The sequence below is a fragment of the Cytobacillus sp. BC1816 genome, from assembly GCF_051353635.1.
Lineage (GTDB): Bacteria > Bacillota > Bacilli > Bacillales > Cytobacillaceae > Cytobacillus > Cytobacillus oceanisediminis_C.
Genome location: NZ_CP195611.1, coordinates 4,672,735 through 4,693,461 on the forward strand (window position 1 = coordinate 4,672,735; position 20,727 = coordinate 4,693,461).

Below are 20,727 nucleotides of genomic sequence, written 5' to 3' on the forward strand. Positions count from 1 at the left end.
TCCTCACTATTTTAGTTTTTTACTGTCTCTAAACTTGCAAGCAGGTCTTTTAGCTTTTGATCTTCCTCAGGTGATAGGCCTAAACGAGGATAACGTGCAGGTCCGCCAGCCTGGCCAGTTAATTCCATGGCTCTCTTCACAATTTGCACATACTTTCCAGATCCTTCAAGAAACGCACACAGTGGTAAAATACGATCATTGATGGACCAAGCTTCTTCAAGCTCACCGTGTTGGAAATGGTTATACATGTCTGTAACCAGCTTTGGCACAATATTTCCTGCAACAGAAATCCATCCAGTTGCTCCAACTAAATAAGACTCCATTACAAGCTCTTCAGCACCGCAGAATACTTCAAAGTCTCCTTTTCCTTTTCTTGCAAGATCCCTTACCTTGCCAATTTCACCGCTTGATTCCTTAATGTGAGTTACATTTTCACAATCCTTGCCAATCTGAAGCATTAAATCTGCGCTCATATTAACGCCGGAAGTAAATGGGTTGTTATAAAGCATGATTGGAAGATTAACACTGTCAGATACTTCTTTGAAATGATGGTAGATTTCATTTTCCTTTGGTTTCATGTAAAAAGGATTAATGATTAGAGCACCATCCGCTCCATGTACTTCAGCTTGCTTTGTATACTCGATTGTTTCCCTTGTTGTTTCAGCAGCAGTACCCACAATAACAGGGATGCGTCCGCCTGCTTCCTTCATAACAGTTTCTACCATCTGGTATTTTTCTTCTCTTGATAGACTGACAAATTCACCAGTACTCCCATTGATGACAATTCCTGCCACACCTTGATCCACAAAGTAATTGATATTATTCTTTACTCCACCCCAATCAATTTCCTGCTCCTGTGTCATCGGTGTAATTAATACTGGATAAGCTCCTCTAATTGTAGTCATTTTAATTTCCTCCCCATATTTAATAGTTTCTTATTTTAATAAAAACCCTGCGAATAATGGATCTGCCGGGTCTAAAACATATGTCTGCATACCCGTAATAAATCCGCGGGCTGAAAAACTAAACTCGTAACCGGCTTCAAATTGTGCTGAAAGCCCGGCTGTCAATTTCCCGTTAAAAATGCTTTCATTTTCAATTAGGCTTCCTGCAGATATATCGCCATTTCTTAATAAATAGGTAATGCAGGCAGCTAGAGTGCCAAATCCCGGAGAACGTACAATATATCGATCCGGACGGAAGGTTACCGTTTTGATTTTGCCTTCACTTTTTTGCGAATGATCCAACAAGATTACTCTGCTGAAAGCATGTTTGCCTTCTAAGGCGTCAATCGCCTTTTGCCCCCACTGATTAATGACTGGAAGATCCTCCATCTCAATCTCAAAAGGCAGCTGCGCTTTATCAAAAATCGCATATTGATGGTCGGCTTGGACCAGGGATACTTCTGTCTTTAAATCTAAATAGGACACTGGCATATTGGTTTGTACAACCTGAAATGGCTCGCTTTTTAATTTAACTAATTTCACTTCATCATCTTTCATAGTTGCAGTAACAGCAACAACACCGCTGATTGTTTCAATTCTGTATTCACCTGAAAATTTGGCCTTTAATTGGCCGCACTCTAACAATGCAGTTATGACAGCAACAATTCCGCCATATTGCATCGATACGGTTCCGTTATGATCGAAAAAGATGACAGCTGCATCGGCATCGCTTTTAAAAGGCGGAAAAACCAAACAACCCATCAGTCCAGCAAATCCGCGTGGCTCATTTAAAAGAAGTTTAATTTCCTCCTCATAGGCAAGAAAAAATTGCTCATTCAGCTCCTGTATACTTTGATAATGAATCAATGGTCCATCCTTAACAATACGATAAGCCTGACCTGCTACATGTACATCGGTTGCTGTATAGGTCTTTTGAATTATCATTTCACATCCTCCATTTCATGTTCCATTGGGGGAATAAGCAAGAAGCCTTCTTTAAGCGGATCTTCCTCGTTATAAAAGAACCGGTGCATACCCATTAGCCATGCAGAACCAGTGATTCTTGTAATAACAGCCTCCACACCCTGGACATCTGCTGTTTCAAGGACTTGTCCGCGGAATAAAGAGCCGACAATACTCTCATGTACAAATTCTTCATTGATACCTATCTCCTTTTTGGCATAGAGGACAGATAATTTGGCCGATGTACCTGTACCGCATGGTGAACGATCTATCCCGCCTGGAGGGACAACAACTGTATTTTTCAAATCTGCTTCTTCATGGGTCGGCACAGTGAAAAACTCAATATGGGTCAAACCGCGAATAAATGGATATTGCGGATGAACGACCTCTGTTTTTTCGTTAATCGTATTTCTAATTTTGATTGCTTTTTCAATGATTTCTGAGGCATTCTCCGGTGTCAGTTCTAATCCAGCAGATTGGGCATCAATGATTCCATAGAAATTGCCGCCATAAGCAATATCTGCATCAATGATTCCAATTCCCTCAACCTCTACAGAGACACTTTTTAACAGGAATGCTGGGACATTACAGAAGGAAACCTCTTTTGCTTTGCCGTTCTCTACCTTAATCTCAGCCATAACAAGGCCTGCTGGTGTATCAATTTTGATTGAAGTAACTGGCTCTTGAACAGGGAATAGCCCCGCTTCAACTAATGCTGTACACACTCCGATTGTGTCATGACCGCACATTGGCAAATATCCGCCGGTTTCGATATATATAACACCGATATCTGCTTCCGGATGGCATGGATCTGTTAAAAGTACTCCTGACATTACATCATGCCCTCTTGGTTCATTCATCAGGAGCTTACGAACCCAATCATATTCCTTTTGCATATGAAGCATTTTTTCGGCCATTGTCGCTCCTTTTAGTACCGGGAGTCCGCTAATCAATGTCCTTGTCGGATTTCCGCCCGTGTGTGTATCAATGGTTGTAAAAACTCGATTGGCTTTCATCAGGTTCCCACCCTTTCCTTAAATCGAGAATATCTCAGCGGTTCAATTGGAATGCAAGTATCCTTCTCATTAAGCATTTCCTCTATCACTTTTCCAGTAACAGCGGCAAGACTAATTCCGTCTCCCTCATGACCGGCTGCAATATAATAGTTAGGAATTCCTTCCACTTCTGACACAATTGGCAAGTGATCCTCCGTCCAGGGCCGCAAACCAGCATAGGAACGTATGACCATCATGTCAGCCATTCTCGGATAAAATCTAATGGCCCGATTGGCAATGCATTTAATAATTTCATTATTGATCTTTGTATTAAATCCAACAAATTCACGGCTGCTTCCAATCAGGAAGTTTTGACTTTCAGTTGGTTCAAAAACAAGGGCTACTCCGTATTTTTCAGTAACCGGATCAACCTGGCGCTTGCCGCCAAATTTTGATATTAAGTAGCCAAACTCCATCACTTTTCTCGGCCCTACAAAGTCCTGGCGTGAAGCGACAATAATGTGGCCTTTTCTTGGTTTAATCGGGATGGACAAGTCCAGCATTTCACCAATATATGGAGCCCATACACCTGCCGCATTAATGACATAGTCAGCGGTGAAAGTCCCATTGGATGTTTCTACGATAAATGTACCGTCCGTCTTCCTTCTCATTCCAGTAACCTCAGTTTGTTTACGGGCTTTAGCGCCCATCTCCTTTGCCCCCTCAAGAAGGTTAAAGGCAAGAAGATATGGATTAACTGTTGAATCTGTTGCACACTCTAAGCCGCCCAATAAATCATCAGCAAAATATTTGGAATCCTGGCGAATGTCCTGTCTGTCCAGCATCCTGAACGGCAAGCCGGCCTCCCTCTGCCGGTCAACCCATTTTTGTGCGGCTTCCATCTCTTCTTCTGTCTCGCAGACAAGGATGCTTCCAGGAGCACGATATTCAAAAGGCTGTTTCAATTCTCTGCTTAATTCATCTACTAATTTCTGACTGACAAGTGACATTTGACTATCGAAGCCAGGATCTTTATCAATAGCTAAAATATTTCCGTCACAGCGGGATGACGTGCCACTGACAAATTCACCTTTTTCAATAACTGTTACATTTCTTCCAGATTTAGAAGTATAATAGGCAATTGCACAGCCTATGATTCCCCCGCCTATAACCAAAACGTCACAATGATATCTCACAAAACCAACTTCCCTTCGTCTTGTTACATCATTTTATTAATGCAATTAACATGCCAACTTTTGTAACCTTACACAGAAATAAGAACATTCTAATAACTTTGCTGATAACCCAAATATAGATTTTTTCGACATGTTCTTAATTGTCAAAAAATTTGATAAAATAGTGTATAAAATGTTAAACAGTGTATAAAAAATTTTACATTCAGGAGGCTGTCATGTTTGAATTACCGTCAGTCAAAGAAATAATTGAAAGTAATTTAATCTGTCTGAACCAAGTTAATAAGAGCACTTTATCGAGGGTTTATTTGGATGATTCTTTTGCTGCATTAGCTGATGCCTGCAAGCGCTATGCAGCCGTTGCCGTTGTAAATTCAAGCGGCGAAGTACTTGGCTGCATTACAAATGAACAAATCATTGATTTTTTGCATGATTCCTACAATCAATTAAAGGCATTCTATGAATCTGTCATCAAAACATCGGATGCTTCAGTCACAGTGATTGATGCTGATGAACGTGTCCGCACATGGACAGAGGGAGCTGAAAAAATTTTCTCTGTCAAAAAAGATGAGATTGTGGGCAAACCAATTATAGAATTCTTTGAACATCAGAATCTGCAAATATTAGAATCCTTGTACAAAGGAAAAAGAATCAGGGGAAAGCATCACCAGCCAAGATCCGATCTATTTGTCCTAATAAATTCAAACCCTGTTTACTTTAATGGACGCATTATCGGTGCAGTTGTATCGGAAACTGATGTGACAAGCCAGGTAGTTCTTAATGAAAAATTATTTAATATGTCGACTGAGGTTCACCGTTTAGAACAGGAGATGGCGAAATACAGACCTTCAGACCCCTTTAGATACATTAAAGGGAAAAGCGCTGTAATGGAAAAGACAGTGCAAATGGCGAAAAAGGTGTGCTCTGTCCGATCAACTGTATTGATCTTAGGAGAAAGCGGAGTCGGCAAGGAGGTCTTTGCCAAATCCATTCATGAGGCAACTGAAGGATCTGAAGCACCCTTTATTTCAATTAACTGCGGGGCTATTCCAGCTTCATTATTCGAAAGCGAATTATTTGGCTATGAACGCGGAGCCTTTTCCGGTGCAGACCATAGAGGAAAAAAAGGAAAAATTGGGCTTGCTAAAGGGGGCACTCTTTTTCTGGATGAAATTGGCGAAATGCCTTTAGAAATGCAGGTCAAGATGCTTCGTGTGCTTCAAGAAAGAAAATATTACAAGGTTGGCGGTGAAAAAGAAATTGAGGCTGATTTCCGGGTAATTGCTGCAACAAATAGGGATTTAAAAGAATTAATAAAAGAAGGCCAATTCCGGGAGGATTTATATTATCGGCTAAATGTTGTCAGTTTAAAAATTCCTCCTTTAAAAGAACGCTGTGAGGATATCGTTGAACTAATTCATTACTTTTTAAATGATTTTTCACTGCGCTATCAGCGGCCGATCCATCATTTTTCACAGGAAGTTATGCAAGAGATGCTTCAATATGATTGGCCGGGCAATGTTCGGGAACTTCGTAATGTCGTTGAACGTCTGGTTGTTTTTGCAACAGATGGAGTCATTCGAAAAGAATATTTGCCATTTCACTCAGTAATGAGCTATTCACCTGCATCTGACACGGACCTTCCGGAAAATAACATAGAAATGAAAACGGCCATTGTGCCACTTCAGGAGGAAATGGATCAGCACGAAAAGAAGGTGCTCGAAAAAGCATTGGCATTAACTAAAGGCAACAAATTAGAATGCTCGAGAAAACTGGGAATCACCCGAGCGACCCTTTACAATCGTTTAAAACGTCTTGGCTTAAGCTGATTTAAAATACAGGCTTCAAAGTTGGTACGATTTTTGCATTATATTTTTACATATAACTGAAGAGGAGGATTTCCAAATGAATAACAATGAGGCCCTTGTGATCTGCCGTTGTGAAGAGGTTACCTATGGGCAGGTTTTTGCAACAGCCAAAGAACATCAATGTACATCCAGGGAGCTGAAGCTTAGAACAAGAGCTGGAATGGGGTTTTGTGGAGGACGCACTTGCAGGGTCATGGTCGATCGGATTATTGAAAGTATCGTACCTAATACAGGAGAAGGTGAAATTCCTTTAAAATATCAGCCTCCAATTCGCCCTATAACTTTTGGAACGGCAGGTGAAAAAAATGACTAGAATTATAGATCATCCGGTTTTAGGCAAATTAGATGATAGAAAAAAGATTCCATTCACTTTTGATGGAAAAGAATATGAAGCATATGAAAATGAAACAGTCGCGGCAGCTCTGCTCGCAAACGGAGTGAGGACACTGCGTGTTCATGAGGAAAGTGGAACACCAAGAGGGTTTTATTGCAATATCGGCCACTGTATGGAGTGCCGAGTAAATGTTAATGGGCAGTCCAATATAAGAGCCTGTTTAACTCTTGTAAAGGAAAATATGGTTGTTGAAAGAGGAAAACAGCATCCTAATATTGTTAAAAGGATGGTGGAGAATCCATGATAGATGTAATTGTAATTGGAGCTGGACCAGCCGGCTTAGCTGGTGCCATAACCTGTGCTGAATATGGCTTACAAGTAACCGTTATTGATGAATTTGTCAGGCCAGGCGGAAGATTAATCGGTCAATTGCACCAGGAACCGTCTGGAGAATGGTGGAACGGAATAAAAGAATCATCTCGTTTGCACAACGAAGCACAGAAACGATCAGTAGATATCCGCTGCGGCGTTTCTGTATATAACCTTGAAAAAGATAAGGATTGCTGGAATGTTCATACTAATATAGGAACACTGATAGCTCCTTATGTGCTGGTAGCAACTGGTGCAGCTGAATTCCCAATTCCTGTTCCAGGCTGGACTCTTCCAGGTGTAATGTCCATCGGGGCTGCACAGGTCATGACGAATGTTCATCGTGTTGAGGTTGGCAAAAAAGGCATCATCATTGGTGCTAACATTTTAGCATTTGCGATTTTAAACGAGCTCCAAATAGCCGGAATTAATGTGGAACATATTGTGCTGCCAGAAAAGAGTCCGCTTAGCCAAAGTGCCGGAGAACCAGAGGAAGTCCTGAAGTCACTTCTAAATGCTTCCCATCTTGCCCCGTCCCCAATCCTGCGTTTCGGCAGTCGCTTTATGAAAAATAAAGGCTTCCGTAAATTAGGAATGAAATTTTATCCTAAAAGCGGCGTTAAGGTGAATGGAACACCATTGCAGCTTAGAAAAGCAGCACTTGAAATTCTTGGAAAGGATCAGGTAGAAGGCGTACTCACTGCAGCAATTGATGCGAATGGAAACGTAATCAAAGGTACGGAAAAAATTTACGAAGCAGATTTCGTGTGTATCGCAGGTGGCTTGTATCCGTTAGCAGAGCTTACAGCAGTTGCCGGCTGTCCATTCCAATACGTTCCAGAACTTGGGGGACATATTCCTTTTCATTCTGAAAAAATGGAAACCCCGCTCGAAGGATTATTTGTTGCCGGGAACATCACCGGCATTGAAAGCGGAAAAATCGCCATGGCCCAAGGAACAACAGCAGGTATTTCGATCGCTAAACACGCAGGAAAAGGCAGCACTGACATCAACAAGAAGCTTGATCAGGCATTGAAAAACGTTCATACTGTCCGTCAAAACGCTGCCATCCAATTCAACCCTGAAATTGCAAACGGCCGGAGGAGAATCTATGAACTTTGGAACGATCTTTATGGGAAAACGCAGGACTCTTTACAGGAAATTGGATAATATGATGCTGATCCACAAGCAAATTTTCGTAAAAAAAACCGCCCTCCCTATTCGGAGGCCGGTTCATTTTTCTTTTCATGGCGTTTATTAAGTACTTTCAAGACTTCGCTAAAAGGCAGTTCCTGCTCCCGCAGCAGCACCATCAAATGATAAATCAGGTCGGCCGCTTCCCATTTCAGTTCGTCCTTGTCACGGTTTTTCGCAGCGATGATGACTTCTGCGGATTCTTCGCCGACCTTCTTCAGGATTTTATCCACACCTTTTTCAAAAAGATACGTCGTGTACGCTCCTTCAGGGCGTGTCTGTTCGCGTTCTTCAATGACTTTTTCAAGTGTATAAAGGATTTCGTAGTCAGATAAGCCGCCTGACTCTTCCCCGTATACTCTTTCCTCAAAGCAGCTGAATGTTCCATTGTGGCAGGCAGGACCTGCTGGTTCAACCAGAACCACAATGGCATCCTGGTCACAGTCAAGCTTCATTTCAACAATTTTCTGTGTGTTACCGCTTGTTGCCCCTTTGTGCCATAGCTCTTTGCGGGAACGGCTGAAAAACCAGGTCTCACCTGTTTCCGCCGATTTTAAAAGGGATTCCCGATTCATATAAGCTAACGTTAATACTTCTTTTGTTTTCATATCTTGCACTATTGCAGGGATCAGTCCCTTTTCATCGAACTTTACACTTTCAATATTCATCGGACAACCACCCCTTTTTCCTCAATATATGACTTCACTTCAGCAACAGACGTTTCTTTATAGTGAAAAATCGATGCAGCCAATGCGGCATCCGCTTTTCCATCGATAAATGCTTCAGCAAAGTGATCAGCATTTCCCGCACCTCCTGAAGCAATAACCGGAATCGAAACTGCCTCGCTGACTGCTTTTGTCAGCTTGATATCAAAGCCTTTCTTCTCACCGTCAGAGTCCATGCTTGTCAGTAAAATTTCTCCAGCCCCGCGCTCCGCTGCTTCCTGGGCCCAAGCGATGACCTCAAGATCAGTCGGTGTCCGTCCGCCATGTGTGTGCACACGCCAAGAACCAAGCTCTTCATCGTATTTTGCATCAATCGCAACAACGATGCACTGTGATCCGAAGAAATTTGCCCCTTCTGTAATTAGACCAGGATTGTTTACGGCAGCTGTATTGAGAGAAACCTTATCAGCCCCTGCCCGCAAAATTCGTTTCATATCTTCCAGTGCGTTTATCCCGCCGCCGACTGTAAATGGAATGGCCAGCTCAGACGCAACAGCCTTAACAACCTCAACCATTGTTTTCCGGCCTTCATGTGAAGCTGAGATATCAAGGAAGACCAGCTCGTCAGCTCCCTGCCCATCATAAAAGCGGGCAAGCTCAACCGGGTCACCTGCATCACGCAGCTGCACGAATTGCACCCCTTTTACCACACGGCCGTCTTTTACATCCAGACAGGGAACGATGCGTTTCGTCAGCATGATTCCTTCACCTCTTTCAGAGCTTCCGCCACGGTAAACCGGCCTTCATAAATGGCCTTTCCGACGATGGCGCCAGCAACACCTTCAGAAGCATACTCCCTCAGCTTCGCCAAATCAGCCAGCTGGCTGACGCCGCCAGATGCAATAACACTTTTCCCGGTATCCCCTGCAAGCAGACGAACCGCTTCAATATTTGGCCCCGATAGCATTCCGTCTGTTGCGATATCTGTAAAAATAAATGTTTCCGCACCTGCGTCGGCAAATCGCCTGCCTAAGTCAACTGCCTTCAATTCAGACGTTTCCAGCCAGCCATGTGTGGCCACAAAGCCATTTTTCGCATCAAGGCCGACTGCAATGGCTTTGCCGTATTTGCGGATCATTTCAATAGCAAACTCAGGATTGGAGACAGCGATACTTCCAATGATTACGCGTGTTACACCATTATCCAGGTAATGCAGGATGTCTTCTTCCGTACGGATCCCCCCGCCGATCTGGACGGAGACGCTAAGCTCGCGGGCAGCCTGGATGACATATTGATCATTAACCCGCTTCCCATCCTTTGCTCCGTCTAGATCTACCATATGAATCCAGTCTGCTCCTTCATCAGCAAACTTTTTGGCCATATCAAAAGGAGAGTCGCCATACACCGTTTCCTTATCGTAATCCCCCTGCAGCAGCCGGACGCACTTGCCGCCTCTCATATCGATTGCCGGATAGATCGTAAAACTCATTTCACAGACATCCTTTCTTCAACCAGCTCGGTAAAATTGCGTAAAAGCGCCATGCCGAGCGAACTGCTTTTTTCAGGGTGGAACTGCATGCCGAACACATTACCCCTTCCAACAACCGCCGGCACTTCTACATCATACATACTTCTGCTGATAACTACTTCTCTATCTTCTGTATCTACAAAGTAGGAGTGGACGAAATAGACATAATCTTCATCAAGCCCTTTTAAAATCGGCGAACCCTGTAAGAATTCGAGACGGTTCCAGCCCATATGCGGAACTTTATACGTTTCGCCTTCTACTGTCGCACCGGGAAAACGCCTTACATGGCCAGGGAGAAGCTGAAGGCCTTCCGTCATGCCATTCTCTTCGCTATCTTCAAATAAAAGCTGCATGCCAAGGCAAATGCCAAGGAGCGACTTGCCTGTATCAGCAAACTCCTTTACCAGATTTGCCAGACCTGTAGAATTTAAGATGGTCATGGCATCTTTGAAAGAGCCGACACCCGGCAGAATCAAGGCGTCTGCTTTCAGGAGCTCGTCTTTATTTTCAGAAAGGAAATAAGGAACCTCCAACCGTTCAAGTGCTTTACTGACGCTGAACAAATTCCCCATTCCGTAATCGATGATGCCGATCATTTACAACATCCCTTTCGTTGATGGAACTCCCTTAATCCTTGGGTCAATCGTTGTTGCCTCATCAAGCGCACGAGCGAGTGCTTTGAAAATCGCTTCGATTATGTGGTGTGTATTCTGTCCATAGTGAACGATGACATGCAGGTTCATTCTTGCTTCAAGCGCGAGCTTCCAAAGGAACTCATGAACAAGCTCGGTATCAAATGTACCGACTTTTTGGCACGGGAACTCAGCGCGCATCTCCAAGTGAGGGCGATTGCTGAGGTCAACTGCAACTTGGGCCAATGCTTCGTCCATCGGAACGAAAGCATTTCCATAGCGCTTAATGCCTTTCTTATCACCTAAAGCGTCCTTCAGCACCTGGCCTAAGCAGATGCCAATGTCCTCTGTTGTGTGGTGATCATCCACATCTGTATCGCCATTTGCAACGATGTTCAAGTCAAATTGTCCGTGCTTGGCAAACAAGTCCAGCATATGCGTCATAAAAGGCACGCCTGTTTCCAGATCGCTTTTGCCTTCGCCGTCTATATTTAAGGATAGAGTGATATTCGTTTCATTGGTTTTACGTGAAATTTCAGCAGTTCTGGCCATGATTATTCCTCCAGCTTATTTTCTTAGTCTTGTTTCAATGGATCTGGCATGGGCTTCAAGGCCTTCCAGACGCGCGAAGGCCGCTATTTTTTCGCCATTATCCTTTAATGCTTTTTCACTGTATAAAAGAATGCTTGATTTCTTTTGAAAATCCTCCACATTAAGCGGACTTGAGAAACGGGCCGTTCCGTTTGTCGGAAGGACGTGATTCGGGCCGGCAAAATAGTCACCGACCGGTTCAGGGCTAAATCTCCCGAGGAAGATTGCTCCGGCGTGATGAATCCGTCCTAGAAGCTCCATCGGATTTTCCGTTAAAATCTCCAGATGCTCAGGAGCCAGACTATTCACCGTTTCAATAGCTTCATCCATGTTTTCTGCTACATAGACCGCACCATAGTTTTCGATTGATTGAAAAGCAATTTCCTGCCTTGGCAGCTCAGCCAGCTGGCGGTCAACTTCTGCTGAGACCTGTTCTGCAAGCGCGTATGATGTTGTCACAAGGACTGCACTTGCCATCGGGTCGTGTTCGGCCTGTGATAAAAGATCTGAAGCCACTTCATCCGCGTGTGCCGTATTATCGGCTAAAATCGCAATCTCACTGGGGCCTGCGATCATATCAATATCAACATCCCCGAAAACTTCACGCTTGGCAAGAGCGACAAAGATATTTCCGGGACCTGTAATTTTATCAACAGGAGCTATGGTTTCCGTTCCATATGCAAGAGCGGCAATTGCCTGGGCACCGCCTGCTTTATAAATTTCTTCAGCCCCTGCAATTTTGGCCGCAGCAAGGACCGCAGGAGGCAGCTTTCCAGTCTTTTTATCGGGAGGAGAGGTGATGACAATCCGTTTGACCCCCGCAACCTTTGCCGGGATTACATTCATAAGGACTGATGATGGATAGGCAGCCGTACCGCCTGGGACATACAGGCCGACTGAATCAAGCGGTGTGATCTTTTGGCCAAGCACTGTGCCATTTTCTTCTGTTGTCATCCAGGAAGGACGCAGCTGCTTTTCATGAAAAGACCGGATATTATCGGCAGCTTCTTTAATGATCTCAAGGATTTTTCCATCCACTTGACCCAAAGCTTCTTCTATTTCAGCCTGCGATACCTTGAAATCATCCAGGGATATGCCATCATATTTTTCAGTGTAATCTTTTAATGCCTGATCTCCGTTTTGGCGGACTGATTCAATAATATCTTTCACAATCGCCCGCTGTTGTTCTGTTCCGTTATCAACAGACCGTTTAATTGAAATCTGGTCATTTACTTTTAAAATTTTCATAGACCTCTACATCCTTTAAGAACGAATTTCTTCTCCAGCTATTACTTCCGTAAGACGTCCAACCAGCTCGCTTATGCGTTCATCCTTCATGCGGTAGCTGACAGGATTGACAATCAATCTTGAAGTGATGCCGACGATGGTTTCATATTCAACGAGCCCGTTCTCTTTTAGCGTTCGGCCGGTTGATACGATGTCCACGATCCGGTCTGCTAGCCCGATCATAGGCGCAAGCTCTATGGATCCGTTCAATTTAATGATTTCCACCTGTTCCCCCTGCTCGCGGAAATACGCTGCCGCAATCTGCGGATACTTTGTAGCAATTTTAGGAGCAACATCATTCAGCCTGGTATTTGGCAGTCCTGCAACAGCGAGATAGCATGCGCTGATTTTTAAATCAAGAAGCTCATAAACATCTCGCTCTTCTTCAAGCATTACGTCTTTCCCGGCAATCCCAAGGTCTGCTACACCATGTTCTACATAGGTTGGCACATCCATCGGCTTTGCAAGGATAAAGCGGAAATTCTCTTCCGGAACATCTATAATCAATTTACGTGAATCATCAAATTCCGGCGGCAATTGAAAGCCTGCCTGGCGGAGCAATTCAGCTGCTTCTTCAAAAATGCGGCCCTTTGGCATCGCAATCGTTAAAACATCACTCATTTTATGGTCTCCTTTCCAGCTTTTCCGACTAAAAAGGTAATATCCTCATAGCTGCTGGTGCAGGCATCGATGTCCTTGACACCGCTAATATCCTGCAGAACCACTTTCTTTCCGGCAGAACGTTCTTTCTTCGCAAAATCGAATGCCTCTTTGCGGCGTTCCGGGCTGTATAAAACGCAGTACACAGGTTCAGCCGCATTGCTGTCTTCCAGAGCTTCCAGCAGGCGGTCCATTCTGATGGCAAAGCCGGTTGCTCCCGTATCTTTTCCGAACTTTTGGAGCAGCAAATCATAGCGGCCGCCATTTCCGATCGGGAAACCAACATTTCCTGCATATACTTCAAAAAGAATTCCCGTGTAGTAGCTCATATGGCTGACGAGCGTTAAATCAAATTTAACTGTGCCTTCCTGGCCGTAGTCCTGCATAATGCCCCAAAGCTGTTCGAGCTCGGCCAATGCTTTTTTTCCTGTGCCGTTTTCCAGAAGGCCATAAGCAATCTCAATGACTTCTTCCCCGCCTCTTAATTTTAGGAAATCGAGAAGCCTTTGTTTATCAATGGATGAAAGAGCCAGGCTCTTTACATGTTCCCTGTACCCGACATAATTTTTCTCATATAAAAATCTTGTCAGGTTTTCCACTCTTTCTTCCGTTCCTAAAATCTGCTGGAAGAAATCCCGGACAAAGCCGATATGGCCGGCTGAAAGCTGGAAATTCTGAAGCCCAGCTTCTTTTAGAGCAGAGATCATCATCGCCATCCCTTCGCCATCCGCACTGATCGTATGGTCACCAATGCATTCAACCCCGATCTGCTCAAATTCAGCCGGCCTGCCGCCCTCCCGCTGCTGAGCGCGGTATACATTGGCAGAATAGGCAAGCCTGATCGGCAGATCGTCTTTTAAAAGACGGGATGCAGCCACCCTTGCGATCGGCGCTGTCATATCCGGACGCAGCACAAGGGTGTGGCCCTGCTGATCAAGCAGCTTGAACAGCTGCTGATCAAGTATTGCTGACGCCGCTCCAACTGTTTCGTAATATTCGAGTGCAGGCGTTTCGATAAACTGATAGCCCCAGCGTTTCATTTCCCCCTGGATGGAAGACCGGACTGCTGCCTTTCTTTCATACAAATCAGGTAATGTATCTCTCATGCCTAACGGCTTTTCAAACATAAATAATCGGCTCAAAAGTATTCACCTCTATGACTTAAAAATTCCGAATCCTTTAGTTCGCTAATATGGTAGCAAATTGAAGTTATATGTAGTTTAACGCGCAAACTCCATGCCGTCAACCAAAAGGAGCAGAAAAATAAAAAAGACTCCCTTTTTTAAAAAGGAGCTTTCTTATAGTTTGTACTTTTTTGGAAATGTTATTTAAGTTAAGGATTTTCATCTAAAAATATCTAGGATCTCTTGTTTTTAATCCAGCATGTTTCTAAATATATCTAACATCTCAATTATAGAAAAAACCCCGACAGCTCTAGGCAAACGGAGTTTTTTCTTTATTAACACCATATATCGGATCATCCGCCCAGCGTGCGGCAAGTTCTTCCTTTGTATAGATGACACGCATCGGATTGCCGCCAACAAAAGCTCCAGATGGGACATCTTTATGGACAAGCGTTCCAGCTGAAACAATCGCACCATCTCCGATCGTGACGCCGGGAAGAATGGTTGAATTGGCGCCAATCATGACTTCGCTGCCAATTTCAACCCTGCCGAGGCGATATTCCTTAATCAAATATTCATGGGCGAGGATCGTAGTGTTGTATCCGATGACCGTGTTGCGGCCAACACTGATTTTTTCCGGGAACATGACATCCAGCATAACCATGAGTGCGAATGATGTCTGATCCCCCACCTTCATTCTCAGGAAATTACGATAGAGCCAATTTTTCATGCCCAGAAATGGCGTGTAGCGCGCAAGCTGGATCACAATAAAGTTTTTGACCACCTTCAAGAACGGAACCGTTTTGTACACATGCCAGAGAGAATTGCCTCCCTCTACCGGAAAACGCTCCGTTTTTCTCATTGGTTTTCTGCCTCAAGAATATCGATCAGGTCAGCCATATTGTCCAGCATATAATCCGGTTCAAAGCGCGCGAGGAAATCCCGGCCTTTCGCTGTCCAGGCAACTCCAGCCGTTTTCGTGCCGGCGTTTTTTCCACCATCGATATCGTGCGAATTATCTCCGACCATAATTGCTTCTTCCGGCTTCGCATCCAGCAGGCTCAATGCCTTCAAGATTGGCTCCGGATCGGGCTTTGGCTTATCAACATGGTCGAGCGTAACAACCACGTCGAAAAACTGGTCAAGATTTGTCAGCTTTAAGCCCTTTTCAACTACATTGGAAACTTTCGTCGTAACAATGCCCAGTTTATATCCCGATTCTTTTAAAGTCCGAATCGTTTCAAACACGCCATCAAATTCCTTCACAAGCACGTCGTGGTTCTTAATATTATACTCCCGGTAAACCGAGATCATCTCCTCCACTTTTTCCGGGTTGATGGACTCGAAGGTTTCATGCAGGGTCGGCCCCATGAACGGGAGAACATCTTCCCGCTGATAGCTGTCTGGATAATATTTTCCCAGCGTATGCAAAAACGAGGAAATAATCAATTCGTTTGTGTCGATCAATGTTCCATCTAAGTCAAATAATAATGTGTTAATGCTCATATGTTGCTTCCTTTCTTTTTGCCAGATCAGTACGCTTCCAGATCGCTGCCACTGCCAATGTCAGGATAATTGCCACACCCAGGCGGATCAGCAGAAGCGGTAATACCGGAATGCCAAGCGGCACAAAAATTAAAGTATCTTCGACGACTGCATGGCAGGCAACGAGGAAAATAAATGCGATCGTTACGTCTCGTCTGCTGACCCCATCTTCCTCTACTGCCTGAATCATGACACCCGCCCCGTAGGCAAGGCCAATCAGCAAGCCGGCTGCAAGAGTTGTAGACGTATTTTCTTTCATTCCAAGTGCCCTGGTCACAGGCGCCATCCATTTTGAAAAAACAGCAAGCCATTGCTTATCTTTTAAGATTTGAATAATAATCATCAGCGGAATGACGATGATGGCAAGCTGGAGAATCCCGAGCAAAGCAGTCTGCAGTGCATCCTGCAGGATTGGCAATGCACCGGATACCTGCTCTTCTTTTGCCGGAATAAATCCGTACTTAGCAGTTTCGGATCCACCCTGCCAAACAAGGTTGATGACAATCGCGCTTAAAAGCGCCAGTCCAATGCGTACCGCCAGAACGACCCAAAGCTTAACGCCGACCTTCAATGCCACTCCGGTTTCAATCAGCATATTATGGGAAAAAGACAGCATGACGGCAATAATAAATACTTCTTTTACCGAGAGATCGAGCGTTAAAATGGCTCCAATCCCCGCATACAAATTTAAGAAGTTCCCCAATACAAGTGGTATGGCTGCATCTCCTGACAGCCCAATCAGATTCATAAGGGGCGTGATCAGCTTGATAACCCATGGAAGCACTGGCGTATGCTGCAGCAGTGCCACAATCAGCGTGACCGGGAATATGACTTTCCCTAGTGTCCATGTTGTCTTTAAGCCGGCCATCAGCCCCCTTTTGCAAGATTCAACCAGCATTTCTACTCTCCCCTGTCCGTTATTTCCCCTCGGCTTTATCCAAATAACGAGCTTTGGCAAGACCCTCTGCTCTTCTATAAAAAATCAGGACTAGCGCTACAATAATAAGAACGATAGATATCGTCTGAGCAATCCTTAAATTCTCAGTAAGCATCAGGCTGTCGGTCCGCAGGCCTTCTACGAAGAAACGGCCGATCGAATACCAGATTACATACGAGAGGAAAAGCTCCCCGCGCCTTAAGTTTGCTCTTCTTAATAAGATAAGGATGATAAATCCAATGATATTCCAAATTGATTCATATAAAAACGTCGGATGATAATAGGCTCCGTTAATATACATCTGGTCAATGATAAATTCAGGCAATTGCATATTTTCCAGGAATGCCCGGCTGACTTCCCTGCCATGAGCCTCCTGGTTCATGAAGTTGCCCCAGCGCCCGATTGCCTGCCCCAAAATGATGCTTGGCGCTGCGATATCGGCCAGTTTCCAGAACGATATCTTCCTTTTCTTTGCAAAAACATAAGCGGTGATGACAGAACCAATCAAGGCTCCATGAATGGCAATTCCGCCATTCCATATTTTGATGATTTCACCCGGATTCTGTGAGTAAAAATCCCATTGAAAAATAACGTAATAGATTCTTGCGGAAATAATCGCAATGGGAATAGCCCACAGCATCAAATCGGCAAAGATATCTTTAGGGAGTCCCCTTCTCTCCCCTTCTCTCATCGCGATAATGAGTGCCAGTGCAATGCCAACACCGATAATCAGGCCGTACCAGTGGACCTGAATCGGCCCAAGGGATATGGCAATCGGATCTAACGGCTGAATACTTTTTTCCATGATCACTTCTCCTTCTCACCGAAAAGCGCAAGGCGCCCGCTTAAAAAGAACGCAGACTAAAACCGCCACGTCCTGTGGCAACGTCTGCATGACCCGCATCCTGCGGGCCTCAAGCATAAGACAAGCCGGCATGAAGGTTGTTCTTTAACCTTTGTGACGGATTGGCTTAGACCCGAGAGCCGATGGCGCCTGGAGCTAGACAGTTATCTAATTTCAAAGATATAAATTCTATTATTGCAAGTAAAGCACAAGCGCCTCTGCGTTGTTTTTTGCCGCAGGCGCATCTGCTATTCTTCAACCAGTCAGGCTTATCAGCTTTCAATCAAACGTTTGATTGAAAGTGTTTTGCCCTCTTTAACGATCATCATGGTCTCCGTCCTCAATCACATCCGACAGGCGGTTCGTGAACTGTTCCGCTGCATTCATCCCCATTCTCTTTAAGCGGAAGTTCATGGCAGCCACTTCAATGATGACTGCCAGGTTTCGCCCGGGTCTTACCGGAATGGTCAGCTTTGTAACTTCTGTATCGATGATTTTCATCTTTTCTTCATCAAGGCCAAGACGATCGTACTGCTTTTTCGGATCCCACAGCTCCAAATTCATGACCACAGAGATTTTCTTATAGCTGCGGACTGCACCAGCACCAAACAGGGTCATGACATTGATGATGCCGAGGCCGCGGATTTCAAGCAGATGTTCGATCAATTCCGGTGAGTTTCCGACCAGATAATCTTCATCTTCCTGTCTGATCTCCACGCAGTCATCTGCAACAAGGCGATGTCCCCGCTTAACAAGCTCAAGCGCCGTCTCGCTCTTACCAACTCCGCTTTTTCCAGTTATCAGTACCCCTACCCCATAAATATCGACAAGGACGCCATGTACGGCCGTGGTTGGAGCAAGCTTGCTTTCCAAAAAGTTGGTCAGCAAACTGGAAAAACGGGTCGTTTTCTGTTTGGAGCGGAGCAGCGGAACCGATTCTCTCTCTGCCGCTTCAATCAGTTCGTCAGGTATATCGAGTCCTCTTGTGACGATTATGCCGGGTGTAATATCTGTACAGAGCCGTTCAAGCCGGATCTCCCGCTCGGAATTATTTAACTTTTCAACGAAAGACAGCTCGGTTTTTCCGACCAACTGAATACGTTCAGCCGGATAGTAATCAAAATAACCAGCCATCTCCAGGCCCGGACGGGAAATATCACTCGTCGTAATCGGCCGGTTAATGCCTTCCTCTCCGGCAATCAATTCGAGCCCAAATTTTTCTATAATATCTTTTGTGCGCACTTTTACCAAAATAGGTTCCTCCTTTAATGCTGGCACTTCTGGATGATCTCTTTATATGTAACTTATAATTTCTAAAAAATTCACTCTGAAGTTTCACTCTATTTTAGCACTTTTTAACGCAGAACCAAATTTCTGAAAACGATTTTTACAAAATTAACACTAGGCCCATATACTTAATCCTTCTCGATAGGGACAATTTCCAGGGATGTTCCGCGTATAAATATGATGATATGCCATTTATAAAAATATTCAGATGGTATAGACAACTATACTAAACCTTGGTAATATGATTATGTAAGCGAATTCATTTACATTTTTTAGCTTTTATTACGTTCATTCATTTTTAAAAAAAGAGGGGGAAAAACTCATGCGTAAAGAAGAACGCTTGGCGAAAGAGATTACGGAGCAGTTGGGCGGCACCGGCAATATCGCGGAACTGGCCTCCTGCATGACCCGCCTTCGCGTGAAGCCGGTCGATGAAAGCAAAGTCAACCTGAATGGCATCAAGGATATTGATGGCGTTATGGGAGTGGTGGAAGCAGAAACACTCCAAATCATCCTCGGACCTGGGATCGTCACCAAAGTAGCTGACGAAGTTTCCAGGATGACAGGCAAAAATGTTTCATCCGTTGATGATGATGACGAAGAGATTGACACTTCATTGGAAGGACTGGCAGCCCGGACGAAAGCCGGACTCAATGAGAAAAACGCTACTCCTTTCAAGTTATTTTTAAGAAAAATTGCCAGTATCTTTATCCCGCTGATTCCAGCTATCGTTGCTTCTGGTTTGATTGCAGGCATCAATAATGTAATCATCAAATCAGGCGGAGATCCGGAATCCACGCTCGTTCAAATGCTTGATTTGATTGGCTGGGGTTTATTCGGTTACCTTGGCGTATTTGTAGGTATTAACACAGCGAAGGAGTTTGGAGGGTCTCCTGCTCTGGGCGGTGCAGCCGGTATTCTATTAATCAACCCTGGCCTTGCCAATATAACTCTTTTCGGTGAAGCATTGGTGCCAGGCCGGGGCGGCTTGATTGGAGTCATGCTCGCCGCTGCGCTAGTGGCCTTTTTGGAAAAAAGAATCCGCAAAGTCGTTCCATCAGCAATTGATATTATCGTAACACCGACACTGGCATTATTAATTACAGGCTTTGCGACATTCTTTGTCCTGCAGCCTGTTGGCGGATTCCTTTCTGACATTATCACAAAAGGTCTCCTTGGCGTTCTAGATGTTGGCGGCATCCTGGCTGGCTTAGTACTTGCCGGAACCTTCCTTCCGCTTGTTGTAACTGGGCTGCATCAAGGTTTAACTCCTGTTCATATGGAATTGATTAACTCAATCGGCGACGATCCGCTCCTGCCGATTCTTGCAATGGGAGGCGCCGGCCAGGTAGGTGCGGCATTCGCCATCTACTTCAAAACAAAAAATGCCCGTCTGAAGAAAGTGATTAAAGGCGGACTTCCGGTAGGAATGCTCGGTATTGGTGAACCGCTTATTTTCGGGGTTACGCTGCCGCTGGGACGTCCTTTCTTAACAGCATGTCTAGGAGCTGCTGTGGGCGGTGCTTTCCAGGCGTTCTTCAAGATTGCTACAGTAGCCATCGGGGTTTCCGGCATACCGCTTGCCTTCCTCGTTCACACAAATCAAATCGTACTGTATCTGATCGGCCTGTTAATTGCCTATGCGTTTGGATTCCTGTTCACATGGATGTTCGGATTCAAAGAGGAAATGGCTAAAAACATATAATAAAACAAGGAGAAGGAGGAGCCATTCCTCCTTCTTTACTTATGAAATCACATTTTTGAAAA

The 20,727-nt window shown here is 44.6% G+C and carries 22 protein-coding genes; 5 read left to right on the forward strand and 17 right to left on the reverse strand.

The annotated features are described in order from the left end of the window. Positions 1-11 precede the first annotated feature (11 nt). Genes dapA through ACR42H_RS23760 form a run of 4 tightly spaced genes read right to left on the reverse strand, consistent with a single transcriptional unit; the run spans position 12 to position 4,098 of the window. The gene (dapA, locus tag ACR42H_RS23745; protein ID WP_436373562.1) at positions 12-905 is read right to left on the reverse strand and encodes a 4-hydroxy-tetrahydrodipicolinate synthase; all 894 of its coding nucleotides are present in this window, start codon (positions 903-905) and stop codon (positions 12-14) included. A gap of 30 nt (positions 906-935) precedes the next feature. Continuing rightward, entirely contained in the window at positions 936-1,889 is a 954-nt protein-coding gene (locus tag ACR42H_RS23750; protein WP_436373564.1) for a proline racemase family protein, read from the reverse strand. After that, positions 1,886-2,923 (reverse strand): proline racemase family protein, encoded by a 1,038-nt coding sequence (locus ACR42H_RS23755; RefSeq protein ID WP_436373566.1) that lies wholly within the window; start codon positions 2,921-2,923, stop codon positions 1,886-1,888. Before ACR42H_RS23755 ends, ACR42H_RS23750 begins: the two co-directional genes overlap by 4 nt. Continuing rightward, on the reverse strand, positions 2,923-4,098 hold the full coding sequence (locus ACR42H_RS23760) for an NAD(P)/FAD-dependent oxidoreductase (RefSeq protein WP_436373568.1): 1,176 nt from the start codon (positions 4,096-4,098) through the stop codon (positions 2,923-2,925). Before ACR42H_RS23760 ends, ACR42H_RS23755 begins: the two co-directional genes overlap by 1 nt. A gap of 215 nt (positions 4,099-4,313) precedes the next feature. Between ACR42H_RS23760 and ACR42H_RS23765 the strand changes: the two genes are divergently transcribed. The 4 genes from ACR42H_RS23765 (at position 4,314) to ACR42H_RS23780 (ending at position 7,836) form a co-directional block, all read left to right on the forward strand. After that, the gene (locus tag ACR42H_RS23765; protein ID WP_436373570.1) at positions 4,314-5,924 is read left to right on the forward strand and encodes a sigma-54 interaction domain-containing protein; all 1,611 of its coding nucleotides are present in this window, start codon (positions 4,314-4,316) and stop codon (positions 5,922-5,924) included. A 76-nt stretch (positions 5,925-6,000) separates the two neighbouring features. Further along, entirely contained in the window at positions 6,001-6,276 is a 276-nt protein-coding gene (locus tag ACR42H_RS23770; RefSeq protein WP_113883719.1) for a (2Fe-2S)-binding protein, read from the forward strand. Beyond that, entirely contained in the window at positions 6,269-6,601 is a 333-nt protein-coding gene (locus ACR42H_RS23775; RefSeq protein ID WP_436373572.1) for a (2Fe-2S)-binding protein, read from the forward strand. The genes ACR42H_RS23770 and ACR42H_RS23775 overlap by 8 nt, the downstream gene beginning before the upstream one ends. Further along, positions 6,598-7,836 (forward strand): NAD(P)/FAD-dependent oxidoreductase, encoded by a 1,239-nt coding sequence (locus tag ACR42H_RS23780; RefSeq protein ID WP_436373574.1) that lies wholly within the window; start codon positions 6,598-6,600, stop codon positions 7,834-7,836. Before ACR42H_RS23775 ends, ACR42H_RS23780 begins: the two co-directional genes overlap by 4 nt. Before the next feature lie 47 nt (positions 7,837-7,883). Here the strand turns inward: ACR42H_RS23780 and hisIE are convergent, their stop codons facing one another. The 13 genes from hisIE to hprK form a co-directional block, all read right to left on the reverse strand. After that, positions 7,884-8,528 (reverse strand): bifunctional phosphoribosyl-AMP cyclohydrolase/phosphoribosyl-ATP diphosphatase HisIE, encoded by a 645-nt coding sequence (gene hisIE / locus ACR42H_RS23785; RefSeq protein WP_113883722.1) that lies wholly within the window; start codon positions 8,526-8,528, stop codon positions 7,884-7,886. Continuing rightward, positions 8,525-9,283, reverse strand: a complete 759-nt coding sequence (gene hisF / locus ACR42H_RS23790) for an imidazole glycerol phosphate synthase subunit HisF (protein WP_113883723.1) — start codon at positions 9,281-9,283, stop codon at positions 8,525-8,527. The genes hisIE and hisF overlap by 4 nt, the downstream gene beginning before the upstream one ends. Continuing rightward, the gene (hisA, locus tag ACR42H_RS23795) at positions 9,277-10,014 is read right to left on the reverse strand and encodes a 1-(5-phosphoribosyl)-5-[(5-phosphoribosylamino)methylideneamino]imidazole-4-carboxamide isomerase (protein ID WP_113883724.1); all 738 of its coding nucleotides are present in this window, start codon (positions 10,012-10,014) and stop codon (positions 9,277-9,279) included. The genes hisF and hisA overlap by 7 nt, the downstream gene beginning before the upstream one ends. Continuing rightward, positions 10,011-10,649: an imidazole glycerol phosphate synthase subunit HisH gene (gene hisH, locus ACR42H_RS23800; RefSeq protein WP_436373577.1), complete on the reverse strand. Its 639-nt coding sequence runs from the start codon at positions 10,647-10,649 to the stop codon at positions 10,011-10,013. The genes hisA and hisH overlap by 4 nt, the downstream gene beginning before the upstream one ends. Next, entirely contained in the window at positions 10,650-11,237 is a 588-nt protein-coding gene (hisB, locus tag ACR42H_RS23805; protein WP_206840172.1) for an imidazoleglycerol-phosphate dehydratase HisB, read from the reverse strand. Positions 11,238-11,252: 15 nt separating this feature from the next. Beyond that, positions 11,253-12,524, reverse strand: coding sequence for a histidinol dehydrogenase (hisD, locus tag ACR42H_RS23810; RefSeq protein WP_436373579.1), 1,272 nt, complete (start codon positions 12,522-12,524; stop codon positions 11,253-11,255). A 15-nt stretch (positions 12,525-12,539) separates the two neighbouring features. Next, the gene (gene hisG / locus ACR42H_RS23815) at positions 12,540-13,184 is read right to left on the reverse strand and encodes an ATP phosphoribosyltransferase (protein ID WP_009331845.1); all 645 of its coding nucleotides are present in this window, start codon (positions 13,182-13,184) and stop codon (positions 12,540-12,542) included. Further along, on the reverse strand, positions 13,181-14,365 hold the full coding sequence (locus ACR42H_RS23820; RefSeq protein ID WP_113883728.1) for an ATP phosphoribosyltransferase regulatory subunit: 1,185 nt from the start codon (positions 14,363-14,365) through the stop codon (positions 13,181-13,183). Before ACR42H_RS23820 ends, hisG begins: the two co-directional genes overlap by 4 nt. A gap of 292 nt (positions 14,366-14,657) precedes the next feature. Beyond that, the gene (locus ACR42H_RS23825; RefSeq protein ID WP_113883729.1) at positions 14,658-15,209 is read right to left on the reverse strand and encodes an acyltransferase; all 552 of its coding nucleotides are present in this window, start codon (positions 15,207-15,209) and stop codon (positions 14,658-14,660) included. Next, positions 15,206-15,853, reverse strand: a complete 648-nt coding sequence (ppaX, locus tag ACR42H_RS23830) for a pyrophosphatase PpaX (protein WP_436373582.1) — start codon at positions 15,851-15,853, stop codon at positions 15,206-15,208. The genes ACR42H_RS23825 and ppaX overlap by 4 nt, the downstream gene beginning before the upstream one ends. Beyond that, positions 15,843-16,790, reverse strand: a complete 948-nt coding sequence (locus ACR42H_RS23835) for a nucleoside recognition domain-containing protein (RefSeq protein WP_436373584.1) — start codon at positions 16,788-16,790, stop codon at positions 15,843-15,845. The genes ppaX and ACR42H_RS23835 overlap by 11 nt, the downstream gene beginning before the upstream one ends. A gap of 19 nt (positions 16,791-16,809) precedes the next feature. After that, positions 16,810-17,634, reverse strand: coding sequence for a prolipoprotein diacylglyceryl transferase (lgt, locus tag ACR42H_RS23840; protein ID WP_113883732.1), 825 nt, complete (start codon positions 17,632-17,634; stop codon positions 16,810-16,812). Between the two features lie 354 nt (positions 17,635-17,988). Next, positions 17,989-18,924: an HPr(Ser) kinase/phosphatase gene (gene hprK / locus ACR42H_RS23845; RefSeq protein WP_009331851.1), complete on the reverse strand. Its 936-nt coding sequence runs from the start codon at positions 18,922-18,924 to the stop codon at positions 17,989-17,991. Between the two features lie 358 nt (positions 18,925-19,282). On the opposite strand from hprK, the gene ACR42H_RS23850 reads away from it, so the two are divergent. Further along, a complete protein-coding gene (locus tag ACR42H_RS23850) occupies positions 19,283-20,665 on the forward strand; it encodes a PTS transporter subunit EIIC (protein ID WP_113883733.1) in 1,383 nt (460 codons plus the stop codon). Positions 20,666-20,727: the final 62 nt, after the last annotated feature.